The sequence below is a fragment of the Sorangium sp. So ce1153 genome, assembly GCF_051521595.1.
In the GTDB taxonomy this organism is placed as follows: Bacteria; Myxococcota_A; Polyangia; order Polyangiales; family Polyangiaceae; genus Sorangium.
The window spans coordinates 11,682,935-11,697,899 of record NZ_CP150361.1 but is presented as its reverse complement, the minus strand read 5'-3'; the positions used below and the strand labels follow the sequence as shown (position 1 = coordinate 11,697,899).

Annotated in this window: 11 protein-coding genes and 1 pseudogene; 5 read left to right on the top strand and 7 right to left on the bottom strand. The window is 66.0% G+C overall.

What is annotated here, in order from left to right:
• The first annotated feature begins 246 nt into the window (after nucleotides 1–246).
• Nucleotides 247–867 (top strand): glutathione S-transferase family protein, encoded by a 621-nt coding sequence (locus WME85_RS42550; RefSeq protein WP_437842523.1) that lies wholly within the window; start codon nucleotides 247–249, stop codon nucleotides 865–867.
• A 375-nt stretch (nucleotides 868–1,242) separates the two neighbouring features.
• On the opposite strand, the gene WME85_RS42545 is transcribed toward WME85_RS42550, so the two are convergent.
• Together WME85_RS42545 and WME85_RS42540 are read right to left on the bottom strand one after the other, a co-directional pair.
• Nucleotides 1,243–1,827, bottom strand: coding sequence for a malonic semialdehyde reductase (locus tag WME85_RS42545; protein WP_437829874.1), 585 nt, complete (start codon nucleotides 1,825–1,827; stop codon nucleotides 1,243–1,245).
• Nucleotides 1,828–1,885: 58 nt separating this feature from the next.
• A complete protein-coding gene (locus tag WME85_RS42540) occupies nucleotides 1,886–2,314 on the bottom strand; it encodes a DoxX family protein (protein ID WP_437829873.1) in 429 nt (142 codons plus the stop codon).
• A gap of 77 nt (nucleotides 2,315–2,391) precedes the next feature.
• Between WME85_RS42540 and WME85_RS42535 the strand changes: the two genes are divergently transcribed.
• Both WME85_RS42535 and WME85_RS42530 read left to right on the top strand, forming a co-directional pair.
• Entirely contained in the window at nucleotides 2,392–3,378 is a 987-nt protein-coding gene (locus WME85_RS42535) for a LysR family transcriptional regulator (protein ID WP_437829871.1), read from the top strand.
• Between the two features lie 233 nt (nucleotides 3,379–3,611).
• The gene (locus tag WME85_RS42530) at nucleotides 3,612–3,827 is read left to right on the top strand and encodes a hypothetical protein (RefSeq protein WP_437829868.1); all 216 of its coding nucleotides are present in this window, start codon (nucleotides 3,612–3,614) and stop codon (nucleotides 3,825–3,827) included.
• Between the two features lie 371 nt (nucleotides 3,828–4,198).
• Here WME85_RS42530 and WME85_RS42525 read toward each other — a convergent pair whose 3' ends face one another.
• From WME85_RS42525 to WME85_RS42505, 5 genes are all read right to left on the bottom strand, one after another.
• Nucleotides 4,199–7,183: a type I restriction endonuclease subunit R gene (locus tag WME85_RS42525; protein WP_437829866.1), complete on the bottom strand. Its 2,985-nt coding sequence runs from the start codon at nucleotides 7,181–7,183 to the stop codon at nucleotides 4,199–4,201.
• Complete coding sequence (locus tag WME85_RS42520; protein WP_437829863.1) at nucleotides 7,183–8,490, bottom strand: restriction endonuclease subunit S; 1,308 nt, start codon at nucleotides 8,488–8,490, stop codon at nucleotides 7,183–7,185. The genes WME85_RS42525 and WME85_RS42520 overlap by 1 nt, the downstream gene beginning before the upstream one ends.
• Nucleotides 8,487–10,469: a type I restriction-modification system subunit M gene (locus WME85_RS42515; RefSeq protein WP_437829861.1), complete on the bottom strand. Its 1,983-nt coding sequence runs from the start codon at nucleotides 10,467–10,469 to the stop codon at nucleotides 8,487–8,489. Before WME85_RS42515 ends, WME85_RS42520 begins: the two co-directional genes overlap by 4 nt.
• An 841-nt stretch (nucleotides 10,470–11,310) precedes the next feature.
• Nucleotides 11,311–11,583, bottom strand: a complete 273-nt coding sequence (locus tag WME85_RS42510) for an RNA polymerase sigma factor (RefSeq protein ID WP_437842520.1) — start codon at nucleotides 11,581–11,583, stop codon at nucleotides 11,311–11,313.
• 5 nt (nucleotides 11,584–11,588) lie between these two features.
• Complete coding sequence (locus WME85_RS42505; RefSeq protein ID WP_437829859.1) at nucleotides 11,589–12,203, bottom strand: sigma factor; 615 nt, start codon at nucleotides 12,201–12,203, stop codon at nucleotides 11,589–11,591.
• Between the two features lie 16 nt (nucleotides 12,204–12,219).
• On the opposite strand from WME85_RS42505, the pseudogene istA reads away from it, so the two are divergent.
• Nucleotides 12,220–13,755, top strand: a pseudogene (gene istA, locus WME85_RS42500) (IS21 family transposase); the annotation flags it as partial.
• Nucleotides 13,756–14,162: 407 nt separating this feature from the next.
• Nucleotides 14,163–14,921, top strand: coding sequence for an IS21-like element helper ATPase IstB (istB, locus tag WME85_RS42495; RefSeq protein ID WP_437829857.1), 759 nt, complete (start codon nucleotides 14,163–14,165; stop codon nucleotides 14,919–14,921).
• Nucleotides 14,922–14,965: the final 44 nt, after the last annotated feature.

The following is a 14,965-nucleotide window of genomic DNA, read 5'->3' as shown; positions in this document are numbered from 1 at the left end:
GCCGCTCGCGTCGACTCGCTGCCGTAGCCTTGCCGCTCGCCAGCGCCCGGCCTCGATGCGGTGGAGCTGCTGCCGCGGGCCATGGATCGCGGCGTCGCCTTCGTTCCCGGCGTTGCCTTCGATGCGGACGCAGCGGACGTGCGCACATTGCGCCTGTCCTTCGCCACCGCTTCGGTGGATCAGAATCGACGCCGGGATCGCGGCGCTCGCCGCTATCCTCCACGAGAACCTCGCGAGGACCACGCCATGCTGAAGATCTGGGGCCGCATCTCCTCCATCAACGTGCGCAAGGTGGTGTTCACCGCGCAGCTGCTGCATCTGCCCTTCGAACGCATCGACGCCGGTGCCGCCTTCGGGATCACGAAGACGCCGGAGTACCTGGCGCGCAACCCGAACGCGCTGGTGCCCACGCTGGAGGACGGCGACTTCGTCCTGTGGGAATCGAACGTGATCGTGCGCTACCTGTGCGCGAAGCATGCAACAGGCGGGCTCTACCCGGAGGACGTGCGCGCCCGCTTCGACGCCGAGCGCTGGATGGACTGGCAGCAGACGACGCTGAACGGCGCCGGCCGCGACGCCTTTATCCAGCTCGTTCGCACGCCCGCGGAGAAGCGCAACGTGCAGGCGATCGCGGCTTCCGTCGCCGCGACCGAGCCACTTCTCACGCTGCTCGATACCCATCTCGCGCAGCGGCCCTACATGGCCGGCGAGCGCCTGACGATGGCCGACATCCCCATCGCCTGCGAGATGCACCGCTGGTGGGGCCTGCCGCTCGAACACCTCGAGCACCCGCATCTGCGCCGCTGGTACGAAGGCCTGCGGCAATCGCCCGCCGCTCGCGGCGTCCTCGACGTCCCCCTGAGCTGACACCATGCGCCTGCTCCCCTTTCAGCAATTCGGATTCTTCACCGAGGTGCCCGAGCCTACACGCGCTCGTTAACGGAAATGATGGCGCGGCATGCGCGACGATGTCCGGGTAATTTCCCCGGACCTGGCCCTCCCGGCCTGGGATGCGTGGATAAGGAGGATGAGAACACCTGCCAACGCGTTGTGAGGGGCGAGTGCGTGGTACCGTCTACTCCCGGAGCGGCGATTTTCTGGGCGAGATCATGACGCGGGGAGATGTCGCCTCGTGGACGCCGCGGGCCGCCTTCGCGCTCGCGACGTCGACGAACTCGATAAGATTCATGCCCCCGAGCGGCCTCGCCTTGCCAGCCGCGCCGGCCGATTCCACGCCGATCGCTACGCGATGCGGCAGGCCTCTTCGAAATCGAGGCGGGGGTTGCGCGGGTAGAGCTTCGCCGGGTCGCCGTGGCCCAGGTTGATGAGGAGGATCGATTTCCACGGCACGTCGGCGAAGAACGCGGCGTCGGCCTTCTCCCGGTCGAAGCCGGCCATCGGCCCGCAGTCGAGCCCGAGCGCGCGGGCCGCGAGGATCAGGTAGCCGGCCTGGAGCGAGGCATTCTGCAGGAGAAAGAAGTCGCGCTGCTCCGGCGGCATCCCGGCCAGGGTCTCGCCCATCGTCGGGCGCGCCGGGAAGAGCTTCGGCATCTTCTCGTGAAAGCGCGTGTCGTAGGCGATGATCGCGGTGACCGGCGCGCTCATGGTCTTCTCGACGTTGCCCGGCGCGAGGCAGGGGCGCAGGCGCTCCTTGGACTCAGGGCTCTTCACGAAGACGACCCGCGCCGGCACGCTGTTGGCCGCCGTCGGCCCGAGGCGCAGGGCCTCGTAGAGGCGGCGCAGGGTCGCGTCGTCGATGGGCTCGGCGAGCCAGCCGTTGTGGGTGCGGGCTTCGAGGAGGATCTGCTGGAGGAGTTGGTCGCTCATGAGGCTTGCTCCGTCGTACGTGGTCGAGGTGGGGCGAGTCGTTCCGTGAGATCCCGCGTCAGGTCGCGAGCGCGGGCTCGCCGACGTGGGCCCCGGCCTCGCGCTTCGGAGCGCTCGCGAACCTACGGCTCTCGGGGCGCAGCGCCCAGGAGGCGGCGGCGACGGCGACGAGGACGAGGGGCGTCATCACCTGGCCGGCGGCGTCGCCCACGGCGGCGTGCGAGGCGGCGGCGCTGGTGAGATCGAAGAAGATGCCGGCGTACGCCCACTCCTTGAGGCGCGGGAAGCGCGGGGCGAGGAGGGCCACGGCGCCGAGGACCTTCCAGACGCCGAGGATGGTGGCGAAGTAGGGCGGGTAGCCGAGGTGCGCCATGCCCTCGAGGACCTGGGGGGAGCCAGCGAGATCGGCGAGCCCGCCTGCGGCGAAGGCGAGGCCGAGGAGACCCGTCGAGATCCAGTAACCGATGGTGCGTGCCTTGTCGTTCATGAGCGAGCATTCTGGGCCGTGGACGCGCCTGTAACAATGCATCAACAATTGGAAGCACCTGCCAGGATTTGATCCAGATGGACGAACCCCTCGAGACCTCCGAGCTCCTCGCCTTCTCGAAGACCGTGGAGGCCCGATCCCTGTCCCGCGCCGCCGCCGAGCTCGGCGTCCCTCGCGCCACCATCAGCCGCCGCCTCGCGCGGCTGGAGGAGCGGCTCGGGGTGCGCTTGCTCCGCCGGACGACGCGCAGCCTCGCCCTCACCGACGCGGGCGAGGCGCTCTACCGCCACGCGCGCATCGTGCTCGACGCCGTCCACCAGGCCGAGGCGAGCGTGCGCAAGGCCGACGACGCCGTGCGCGGCGAGCTGCGCGTCTCGGTGCCGCCGATGATGGGCGAGAGCTTCAGCGCGATGCTCTGCGATTTTGCGCGGCGTCACCCCGAGGTCCGCCTGCACGTCCACAGCTCGACCCAGTACGTCGACCTCCAGCGCGGCGGCTACGACGTCGCGCTCCGCGCGAGCACCGCGCTCGAGCCCGGCCTCGTCGCCCGGACGCTGGTGCGCATGCCGCTCCTCGCGGTCGCCTCGCCCGCGTACCTCGAGGCCCGCGGCGCGCCGCGCACGCGCCGCGACCTGCGGAGCCACCGCTGCCTCATGGGCTTCGCCCGGGGGGAGCTGCCGCAGACGCACTGGCCGTCCTCCGGCGGCAAGTTCCAGGTCGAGGGCGCGCTCTTCACGAACGACATGTTCCTGCTCTGCGACGCCGCGCTAAAGGGAATCGGCATCGCGCTCGTGCCGGAGCGGATCGTGCGCCCGCACCTCGAGAGCGGCGCCCTCGTGCACGTGCTGCCAGGCGCGATCCAGGCGGACTCGCACATCGCGGTGATCTACGCGGAGCGGGAGTTCATGCCGCCGCAGGTCCGCGCCTTCATCGACGCGGTGACGGCGTGGGGAGGGGGGGATTTCCTCCCGCGGACGGGCGCGCCGAAGCCGAAGCGGGCGGCGAAGAGCGGTCTGCGCCCGCGCTCGAGATCGCCCGGCACTATCCGGCGCGCCTCCGGATAGCCCGGCAGGGCCCGGTGCGAGCGGGTTCCGCGTGCGCGTCGAGAAGAGCGGCCATACCGCGCCCAGAACAGCGTTGTTATCGCTGACCACAATGAACTGATGTTTCTTCCACCGACGCCTCGGCGCCGGAGAGGTCCTCACGGAACGATTATGCGGTGGCGAACCGTTGCGATCCGTCGCTTTCCCCGGGATTCCAGGGAGGCATGCCCCCGGATCGTACCCCCTCGGAAGCGATGGACCCAACGTGGGTCCAACCGGCGAGCAGCGCGCCCGAAGAGGTCCCGCTGACGAACCCGTCACCCCGGGCCGCCGTGGTCGCCTCGCTCGCCGACGCGCTCACCCGCGCCGTCGCGGTCGGCGATAAGATGGCGGTCCGGGTGGTCTACGAGGCGATCGGCCGACTGCTCGGCCCACCGCTGGGTAATGGTCAAGGTACCGGTCACCATTGACCAATGGTAGGCCAGCCGATGTCTAGCCGCACGGCGCTGTTGACTCCGACTGGCTGAAACCGGGCTATACTTAAGGGCCTACCGAGCAACTGCGCCATGTACGGCTGGACTCCGCACATGGCGACAGAGCACTGAGCGGTAGGCCCGCCCGTCGCCCGTCAACGCGCAGCATGGGCCCGCCCGTGGCAGCCGGCGCGCCGACAAAGGGGGAGGCGGAGCCGGCCGTGGCAGCTCCGGCCGAGGCTCGGGCGCCTACGCCTGCATCGGCAGCACCTGCGCCGGCCATCACGACCACAGCGAAGCCGAGGCGAACAACACATCTCTTGTTGTTCGGCGACCCGCCGGAGAAATGGCGCCACGAATCACTACCCTCAGTGTGGCGAGTTTCCAACCGGTGCTTCGGCGCGGATCCCGTCGTAGATGCGTCTGGCCAATTCCTGAAACGCCGTCGCTTGGAACGTCTCATCGTTGAAGTAGCGCGCTCCGATCGCTGCATTCTGATCGAGCCGGCTCGCCACGATCCCGTCGATGAGATCGCGAATCGACAGGGAGAAGTGATCGAACGCGTTCGCCCGTGCCCTCTTGCGAACCATCTCGTCGCGCTTAGCGTCCTCGACCCACTGCTCGAACAGCAGTTGGTCGCTCTCGGTGAACGTCGTACCGAACCGCTCGTTCAGGACCTCAATAATGCTCGACAGCTTCGCCCGCTCGTCCTTCGCCTGGCGCGTACCCACGGCGTAGGGGCTCTTGAGCGGCGGCGGTTCGCCCACCCGGAGCTGGATCGACCCTTCGCTCGTCTTCTGCAGCCGGTAGGCCTTGAGGCCGACGTCCTTTGCTACGTTCGCTGGCTCGCGGCCCCGGCCGTGAGGCAGCCGTGTGTCGAGGTAACGCGCGAAGCTGTACAGCTTCTCGAGGTCGGCGTCCGTGAAGGGCATCACTTGCGAGAGGAAGCCGTAGAGCCGAACGAAGCCGGCGAGCGCGTTCGCGAACTCGTCGCGGTCGTCCTCGCTCTTGCCCTTGAATCGGTCGAGCGCCGGATCGAGGCAGCGGTAGAGCTCGGCATGTTCCTTCTCGCGTGACCGCGCCTTCGACGCATAAAAGATCTTCGCGAAACGCTCAACCTCCTCCACGTAGAAGACCTTGGCGTCGACGAGCCGATGCTGGAGGTCATATAGCGTCTGCGGATCCGCACGCTCCGCGACCGAAGTCTGCTCGTAGAACGGCTTGAAGGCCTGGTAGATGCCGTCGGTGTCGTTGACGAAGTCGAGGACGAAGGTTGCTTCTTTGCCCGGAAACGTGCGGTTAAGCCGCGAGAGCGTCTGGACTGCCTGCACGTTCGCGAGCCGGCGGTCGACGTACATTGCGACGAGCTGCGGCTGATCGAACCCGGTCTGGTACTTGTTCGCGACGAGCAGAAGCTGGTAGGCATCGCCCGCGAACCGGCGCGGGAGCTGCGTCTCGCCGAAGCCGTTCAGTCCTGCCTCCGTGTGCTCGAGCCCGGTGTCGGGGTCCTTGACCGTCCCAGAGAAGGCGACGAGCACGCCCACGTCGTCGATGCGGTTGTCCTCGAGGTATTTCTTGAACGCGTGGTAGTAGCGCACCGCCATCAGCCGGGACGCCGTGACCACCATGCCCTTGGCGTGGCCGCCGATGAGCTTCCGCACCTTCTCGCGGAAGTGGACCGTTATGATCTCGGTCTTCTGCGAGATGTTGTGCGGATGCAGGAGCGCGGCACGGGTAAGCTCCTTGACCGCCTGCTTCTTCCGGACCTCTGGGTCGTCGGCGACCTTCTTCTGGAGCTCGAAATAGAGCTTGTAGGTCGTGTAGTGTGTGAGGACATCGAGGATGAAGCCTTCCTCGATCGCCTGCCGCATCGAGTAGAGGTGGAACGGCGCGGGCTTGCCGTCCTCGCCCACGTGCCCAAACACCTCCAGTGTCTTCGCCTTCGGCGTCGCGGTGAACGCGAAGAAGCTCAGATTCTTCTGGCGGCCGCGCGAGAGCATCGTCTCGGCGACGCGATCGGCGCCGTCCACGGGCTCCTCGACCTCCTCGTCGGGGGCATTCGCCGCGCCGGAGCCGAGGAGCTCCTTCATCTTCTGAGCTGCCTCGCCGCTCTGGGAGCTGTGTGCCTCGTCGACGACGATCGCGTAGCGTCGCTTCGGTAGCTTCTCGATCTTCCCAGTGACGAAGGGGAACTTTTGCAGTGTCGTGATGATGATCGGCGTGCCCGCTGTGAGTGCCTTGCCTAGCTGAGTCGAGTTCTGGTCGATCTTCTCGACGAAGCCCTCCTTGTGCTCGAACTGAAACACCGTCTCTTGGAGCTGCTTGTCGAGGATCTTGCGGTCGGTCATGACCACGACCGAGTGGAAGACGCGTTCATCGTCCGGATTGTGCAACGTCGCGAGCCGATGGGCGAGCCAGGCGATGGAGTTGCTCTTCCCGCTGCCCGCCGAGTGCTGCACGAGGTAGCTCCGCCCCGCGCCTTCGGTGCGCGCGGCTGTCTCGAGCTTCCGCACCACGTCGAGCTGGTGATAGCGCGGGAAGACGATCGTCTCTTTTGTCACCTTCTTGCCGTCCTCCTCGACCTCCTTCTTTTCGAGATGAATGAAGCGGCCGACGAGGTCGAGGAGACTGTCGCGCTGGAGAACCTGCTCCCAGAGATAGGCGGTGCGGTGCCCTGTCGGATGGTCGGCATTACCGGCGCCGCCATCGCGGCCACGGTTGAAGGGAAGGAAGACGGTGTTCGCTCCCGCGAGCCGCGTCGTCATGAATACGAGTTCCGGGTCGACGGCGAAGTGTACGAGCGCGCGTTGCTTGAACCGGAAGAGCAGCGCGTTGGCGTTGCGGTCCATGTACTGCTTGAGGGCGTGCTCGACGCTCTGGCGGGTGAACGGGTTCTTTAGCTCGAGCGTCACGAGGGGGAAGCCGTTCAGCGAGAGCACGACGTCTACTGAGTCATTTGACCCGTCGAAGCGAACCTGGCGCGTGACGGTGAGCCGATTCTTGGCGTAGGCGGCGAGGACTCCCGGGTTGAGTCCAGAGGTCGGCCGGAAGGCCGCGCAGCGGAGAAGAGCCCCCTGGAACTTGAAGCCGTGGCGGAGGACGTGGAGTGTGCCGCGAGTGTCGAGCGCTTTGACAAGCGCGTCGAGGACGCGGCCTTCAAGGGCGGCGCCGTGGGTCTTCTCGAGAGCGGACCATGGCTTGGGCTGGTGCTCGCGGACGAAGGCGAAGAGGTCGTCGGGGAAGAGGGCGACGTCGGCGCGGTACCGCTTAGGGTCTCCCTTGGTGAAGCCGCCGTAAGCTAGGAGGGATGCCTCGATGGCATCTTCGAAGTCCTTCTCCTTGGTCTTCGCCATCAAGCCGCCTCTTTCGACATGTCGATCTTTCCAGTGGTGGCAGCGATGATGAGACCTTGGCGGTACTCCACGAGCCTTTCAATCTGGACCTCGATCTTTCGCGAAGCTTCGTCGATTTGGGCACAGGAGTCATCGAGCATTTTGCCAATTCGGTGCTGCTCGTCGAGTGAACGGGGAACCGGAAGCAGCCAAGATCTGATGTGCCCGCCCGACACTTTTGCCATGGACATGCTCGTTCCGCGAGCGTCCGCAATGATTTGAGCTCGTCCCGGTGCGCTCAGAAGAAATCGCGCGACGAACACTGGCACCACACGCCTCTGATCGACGCTCAACCGATAAATCAGGTCCGGTAACATCAACCGAGGCGGCACGTTCTCGACGCAGCACGCATCCCCAACGAGCAGTGGAGTGTTTGCTCGAGTAACCAGGAGGTCGCCCGCCCGAACTTCGTAGCGAACCTCCGGCTTGGTTCCTGAGGGCAGCGCCTTGTGCTCCTCGGGGCGAAAGCACCCACGAGAAACGGAACTCAGCTTGAGCACAGCCCACTCGTCGCCCTCAGCCGGGCGGTCCTCAGACTCAGGAGACCATCCCTGCTCGATCTTATACAGGACCCTGCGAAGCGGAACAACGTCCCATGTTTCAGGTATCGTCCCGAGCCATTCGATGCCAGACTCCTTCATGGGCACGCTCGGATCCAACCCCTTCGTCACGGCCCGCGTGATGAGGGCCTGCCGCTTCTCCTGGAGCAGTTCAATAAGGCGCTCCTTCTTAGCGATCAGGCTGTCGATGGCGGCAGTCTTTCGATCGAGAAAGGAGACGATGGCGTGCTGCTCGGAAAGGGGAGGAACAAGGACGGGAAACGCCTGAAGCATAGGTCGCCGCAGGGAATCGACCGTGGACTTAGCGTTCCCCGCAAGTACTACACGGTGGAGGTGCTCGCGCAGGTAGTAGTAGAAGAACCGACCAGCGACGTGCCTGAATGAGTGATAAAGGTAGACACGCTGGTGGAATTCAAATTTTCCTACGTAGTGGTGGAAGATCTTGCCAACGCCGGCACCGTCTCCGGACGTAAGCACTCCTTCTCCGTCGAAAGAATACGTATCAATCCGCTCAACCGTTTGCGAGCGAACGAAGAACGGATACTCGGCGTTCGGATTAGCGTCCTGGGTGTCTCGACCACCAGTCGTCAGCTCGCAAATCCTGCGAGTTTGTAGAACTTGCCACTGCGACGGAATGCTACCGAGCCACTCGACTCCCGAGCTCTTCATTGGGCGACCCGTGAAACGTCCTGAGGGCTGGGTCTTCACTTCAGCACCTCGCTGAGGAGTCCCTGGATTTCCGTCTGCATTCGCCGAACCTCGGCTTCAATTTCATCGAGGGGGCGAGGCGGTTCATACTTGTAGAAGTGCCGCGTGAAGGGGATCTCGTAGCCAACCTTGGTCTTGCTCTCGTCGATCCAGGCATCCGGAATGTGCGGCTTCACCTCGCGCGCGAAGTAGGCATGGATGTCCTCTTTTAGCGGTACGTTCTCAGTGTCGCGAAGCTCCGGGTCTGGCTCCAGCCGCCCCCTGGCATCGACGCACACTTCCCCGTTCTCGTCGCGCTTCCCAAGCGCTACCAGCACCGCCTTGTGCGCTGGGGCCGGCACGTCGAGTCTCGCCTTCTCGAACGCCTTCCGGAGCTTCTCGTCGAATAACCTGCGGCTCGTCACGACCTCCGGACCGACGGTGCCTAGGGCGCGCACGATCGCTTTTTGCATGGCCTCGCCGGCGGCCGCTTCCTTAGAACCTGCGTCGCCTTTCTTCTTCGACCTGGCGAGCGACGCGAATCCGCTCTCCTCCGAAAGGCGCGAAATGCGTTCTGGCGTCGCCGCGAAGCTCAGCCGGAGCGGTCGCTCGACCACGATGCGCCGGTAGCCGAAGTCAGTGGTTGCGAATATCTTCGACGTTTCGGTCTCGCGGAAGGCACCGTGCATCTTCACAATCGCGTTGATGTGCTCGGTACCCATCTCCTTCCGCTTGTCGCCAAGCCCCTTGCGCATCTTCTGAAACTGGTCGACCCCATTGATGAGTTGCACCTTGCCCTTCCGCGACCGCTTCTTTCGATTGGTGAGCACCCAGATGTACGTCGAGATCCCGGTATTGTAGAACATCATATCGGGCAGGGCGACGATGGCTTCCAACCAATCGTTCTCGAGCACCCACCGCCGAATCTCACTCTCGCCCGAGCCCGCTTCACCAGTGAAAAGCGGTGAGCCGTTGAGCACGATCGCGAGGCGCGCGCCTCCATCCTCGGGACTGCGCATCTTCGAGATCATGTGCTGGAGGAACAGTAGCGAGCCGTCGTTGATCCGAGGGAGACCGGCCCCAAAGCGGCCGTCGAACCCCCTTTGTGCGTGCTCCTTCTCGATGGTGTCCTGCACCTTCTTCCACTCGACACCGAAGGGCGGGTTCGATAGCATGTAGTCGAAGCGTTCGTCCTTGTGGCCGTCCTGCGAGAAGCTGTTGCCACGTACGATGCGCTCAGTCTTTTGCGCTCGCATCAGCATGTCACTCTTGCAGATCGCGTACGACTCGGGGTTCAGCTCTTGGCCGAAGAGTTCGAGCGAGGCGTCCGGGTTGTGCGCTGAGATGTACTCCTCGGAGGTCGATAGCATTCCACCGGTGCCAGCCGCCGGATCATAGAGGGTGCGTACGACGCCCGGCTTGAAGACCTCGTCGTCGAACGTGAAGAGCAGGTGCACCATCAGGGTGATCACGTCCCTCGGGGTAAAGTGCTCCCCCGCGGTCTCGTTTGACTGCTCGGCGAACTTCCGGATGAGCTCCTCGAAGATCATGCCCATCATCCGGTTCGGCACGCGCGACGGGTGGAGATCGACCCCGGCGAACGCGCTGACCACGCGGAAGAGAAGGTCGCTCTGGTCGAGGCGCGCGATCTGATCCTTCATCTCGAACTGCTCGAAAATGTCGCGCACGTTCTCGCTGAAGCCCTGCATGTAGTGCTCAAGGTTCTTCGCGAGGTGGGCTGGATCGCCCTTGAGTGTTTCCAGGTCGTACTTCGACGCGTTGTGGAAGCCGACCTTCGTGATCGTCTTCAGGACCGGGTCGAGGTTCTTCAGCGCGCCCTTGTCAAAGGTGGCGACCTTCTTCAGCACCGCCTCCTTCGTCGGCGCGAGGACGCACTCCATGCGCCGCAGCACCGTGAAGGGGAGGATAACCTTCCCGTAGTCGGCCTGCTTGTAGTCGCCGCGGAGCAGGTCGGCAACCGACCAGAGAAAGCTTGCCACCTCAGAGAAGTGCTGGAGAGTGCGGGGTGAAGGCGGGGCGGAGCTCGGGCGCGGCATGGCGGCGAGGATAGTCCCGGTCGCGGTTTTTTGCACGCCGCGGTGGCAGCGATACGCTCGGCCAGCATCCCGGCCCGACGGAGGCGCCGGCGTACTGGCGCCGCATGTAGTTGGTGCGCTCCAGGATCTAGCGAGGCGTCCGGCACTCGCCGATGGCAACACCGCGGGGGCCGGATCTGGGCCAGGTTAGGGCCGGGATGTGCCGCCATGGCCGGGCGGGGGGTCGCCCTCACGTACGCCCCCGCCCATCCAGATACCCCGCGCTCTCCCGCAGCCTCTCGACCGGCTCGACCAGCATCGCCGCCGCGCGCTCGACGATGACCAGGGGGCATGGACTCGGGTGGGGCGTGGTTCAGACGGCTGCGATGAGCTTCGCAGCACGCGCCCGGGTGCTGTGCTCCGTGTCATCACATTGGGCACCTGGTTACGCACCGTCGCGTTGCGCTGGCGGACTAGGCGCTCGAGCGCAAGCGCGGCGCCCCGGCCGTGACGTCGAAGCGGAGGCCGAGGGACGGGTCGGCGGGCTCGGTGCCCCGCCGGCCCTGGCGGCCTGGGACGCGCGTTCGCCAGCGCCGAGCTCGACGCCTATCCGTCGCCCAGAAGCGTGCGGATCTCGTCGAGCTGCTCTCGCTTGACCCGCTGGCGGTTCAAGTCGTCTCGCAACCGGCTGCGACGGGCGACACCTTCGTGCCCCCTTTGGCCATTAAAAGAGCGGCGATTGTTCGTTCGGCCTCATGGTCGTCCAAGTCGCGCCGAATGTGCACAACAGGGCCTGTGACGCTCATTAGAGCGTCACTCCGTATGTGGATATTTCCCTAGCTTCCCGAAGCCTGATGGCGTCACGTAGCGCATCGATGGCCTTTGCGCGTCGCTTGTAGAGCGTAGAGAGAGGCAGCCCTGCGTCTTCGGCTATCTTGGCCATAGACACTCCGTTCAGGTCGTGTGCTACGAGCACAGAGCGCAGCTCCGGATCGAGCTTGTTCACCGCGTCGATGGTGCTGGTCCTGATGTCGTCGCACTCCATCACAGCAGCAGCGTCCGGCGCTGGATCGTGCACTTCGATCAAATCGACCAACTCCTCCCTGCGGTGCTGCGCCCGCTCGTGGTAGTGCGAGGCAAGTGTACGGTGATCGCGTTCAACCAGCGTTCCGGCCTGCCGCGCCTCGGATCGAACCTGGGCCAGCTCTCCCAGGCGTTGAGCCAGACTTGACCTGCGACGTCGCCACGATGGCACAGCGGTACCCCGAGCCTCCCCAGCCAGCGCAGCACGGCACGAACCAGCGTCGGGCAAAACAGGCGCGCGTGCGCGGCAGCGCACTCGTCTTCCTTGCGTATTCCGGCGTGATCCGGCCACCTGTTCCGACCTGACCCGGCCACCCGTTCCGACGGCACCCGGCCATCGATTCCGGTGACCCGGCCACCCGTTCCGACGGCACCCGGCCATCGATTCCGGTGACCCGGCCACCCGTTCCGACGGCACCCGGCCACCCGTTCCGGCGTTCCGGCCGCCGGGCTGGCCGGGCTTGACAGCGGCGGCGAGGGTTCGTCGATCGCGGGGCCACGAGGGTGGGCGCATCGCGGGCGGGTCCTGCGGCGCGCCTGTCGGAGCAGGGACGCGCGGATGGTCGTGACGAAACCGAGCCTCTCGACTGCCCCTGGGGCGCGAGAGGCGGGCATGTCGGAGCGCCATTCAATGCGAAAAGTGCGGGAAGTTCTACGATTGAAGCACGAGTGCGGGCGGAGCGAGCGCGAGATCGCGCTGGCAGTGGCCGTCGGACGCAGCACGGTCGGCGAGTACCTCGCGCGCGCGAAGGCTGCCGGCTTGACGTGGGAGATCGCGAAGGAGCTCGACGACGCGGAGGTAGAAGCACGCTTGTTCCGCCACGTGGGTCGAAGCGAGCCGGCGGCGCTTGCGCCCGTCGACTTCGCCTGGGTGCACATGGAGCTGCGCCGGCCCGGCGTGACGCGGCGGCTTTTGTGGACCGAGTACGCGGAGCATGCGGCCGCGGGCGGGTCGGGGTGGCGACCGTACCAGTACAGCCAGTTCTGCGACCTGTACGAGGCGTATCGCTCGAAGCTTCAACCCTCGATGCGCCAGGTGCACCGCGCCGGTGAGAAGGCATTCATCGACTTCTCCGGCAAGAAGCCGAGCATCGTCGACGCCGTGACCGGCGAGGCAACGGAGGTTGAGCTCTTCGTGATGGTGCTCGGGGCGAGCAACTACACGTACGCGGAGGCGACGCGCACGCAGAGCCTCGTGGACTTCGTAGGCGCGACAGTGCGCGGGCTCGACTACTTCGGCGCGGTGCCGGAGATCCTGACGCCCGATCAGCTCCGGAGCGCGGTGAGCACGCCCCACCGCGTGGATCCGGACATCAACGCGACGTACGCGGAGATGGCGCAGCACTACGGCACGGCGGTCGTGCCGGCGCGTCCGCGCAAGCCGAAGGACAAGGCCAAGGTCGAAGGCGGCGTGCTGATCGCGCAGCGCTGGATCCTGGCGTGCCTGCGCAACCGCCGCTTCTTCAGCCTGGAGGAGCTCAACGCGGCGATCCGGGAGCTGCTCGAGAAGCTCAACACGCGACCCTTCCAGAAGCTGGAAGGGTGCCGGCGCTCGGCCTTCGAGAAGCTGGACCGTCCGGCGATGAAGCCGCTGCACTCGCGACGCTACGAGATCGGCGCATGGAAGCTCGAGGTGGGCGTCAACATCGACTACCACTTCGAATACGACCACCGGCTCTACAGCGTGCCGAGCGAGCTGCTCGGCGCGAAGGTCGACGTGCGCGCGACGGCGACGGTAGTGGAGGTGTGGCGCGGCGGCGCGCGGGTCACGTCGCACGAGCGGAGCTACGGCCCGAAGGGGACGGCGGTGACGAAGCCGGAGCACCGTCCGCGCGCGCACCGGGAGTGGGGCTCGTGGCCGCCGGAGCGGCTGGTGGGCTGGGCGGCGCAGATTGGCCCGAAGACGGCCGAGGTGGTGGCGACGATCCTGGCGCACCGGACGCACCCGGAGACGGGCCGCAGGGCGTGCCTGGGCTTGATGCGGCTCGCCGAGCGGCACGGCGCGTCGCGACTCGAGGCGGCGTGCGGGCGTGCGATCGCGATCGGCAATCCGAGGTACAAGACCGTCGAGGCGATCCTGAGGAGCGGCCTGGACAAGGTTGCATTGCGGGAGGAGGTGGAGGTGAAGACGGTGCTCCACGAGAACATCCGCGGTGGTGCCTACTTTGACCGTGAAGAGGTGGATACGTCCGGGAGCGCGGATGGAATCGAGCGGTTTGCGATTATGAATGAGCCCCAGGTCGCTCCGCGTCGCCAAGAGCCGCGGAGCGGTGGCAGAGCCAGCGTCGCCGTGGCGCTCCGAAGCGCGGCCGAGCAGGCGCCGCCCGGCGTGACGATGCAGCCTCTGCCGATGCTGCTCGGGCGGCTGCAAGCGCTGTGGACGAGGCCTCCCGCGGAGAGAGCGCGAGGCGGTGCGGACTTCGGACATGACCAACCGAGGGCCTTGTCGTGCACGAGCCTGAGCACGTGCATCGGAGAAGAGTCGAGCCGAGGAGAGGACATGAATGACGTGGTGACCTGCAAACCCGATGACGACTGCGCCGAGCCCCATGGCGCGAGCCGAGGAGAGGTGTGATGACCGTCGAAGAGACCATCGACAAGCTGATGCAGCTCAAGCTGCCTCACATGGCGAGCGCGCTGCGCGCCGAGCTCGCGCGGGCCGCCGGCAGCGCGCTGTCAGTCGAGGAGTGCGTCGGGCTCATGGTGGACCGCGAGTGGACGGAGCGGGAGAACCGCCGAGTCGGTCGCCGCATCAAGGACGCCAAGCTCGGCATGCAGGCGTGCGTCGAGGACTTGTGGTGCGACCCCGCCCGCGGCCTCGACAAGAGCGTCGTGCGTGGGCTCGGCACCTGCGGCTGGGTGCGCGCCAAGCAGAACGTGATCGTCATCGGCATGACCGGCACGGGCAAGAGCTACGTCGGCGCCGCGCTCGCCGAGACCGCCTGCCGCCATGGGTACCGCGCTCTGCGCGTGCGGGTACCGCGGCTGCTCCAAGACCTCGCCATCGCCCGCGCCGACGGCTCGTACGGCGCGGCGCTCAGCCGTCTTGCGAAGCTCGACGTACTCGTGCTCGACGACCTGCTGATCGCGCCGATGAAAGACACGGAGCGGCGCGATCTGCTCGAGGTGCTGGAAGACAGGTACGACCAGCGGTCGACCGTGGTGACCAGCCAGGTCCCGACGAAAAGTTGGCACGAGATGCTCGCGGACCCCACCGTCGCCGACGCGATCTGCGACCGGCTGGTCCACAACGCGCACGTGCTGTCGCTGAAGGGGCCGTCCATCAGGAAGAAGAAAGGACTGGGAGAGAAGAACACGGACGAGAAGGGCTGATCATCCAAGCGTCCCGTCGCTCCAATGTGGGACCGGCGCCCGGA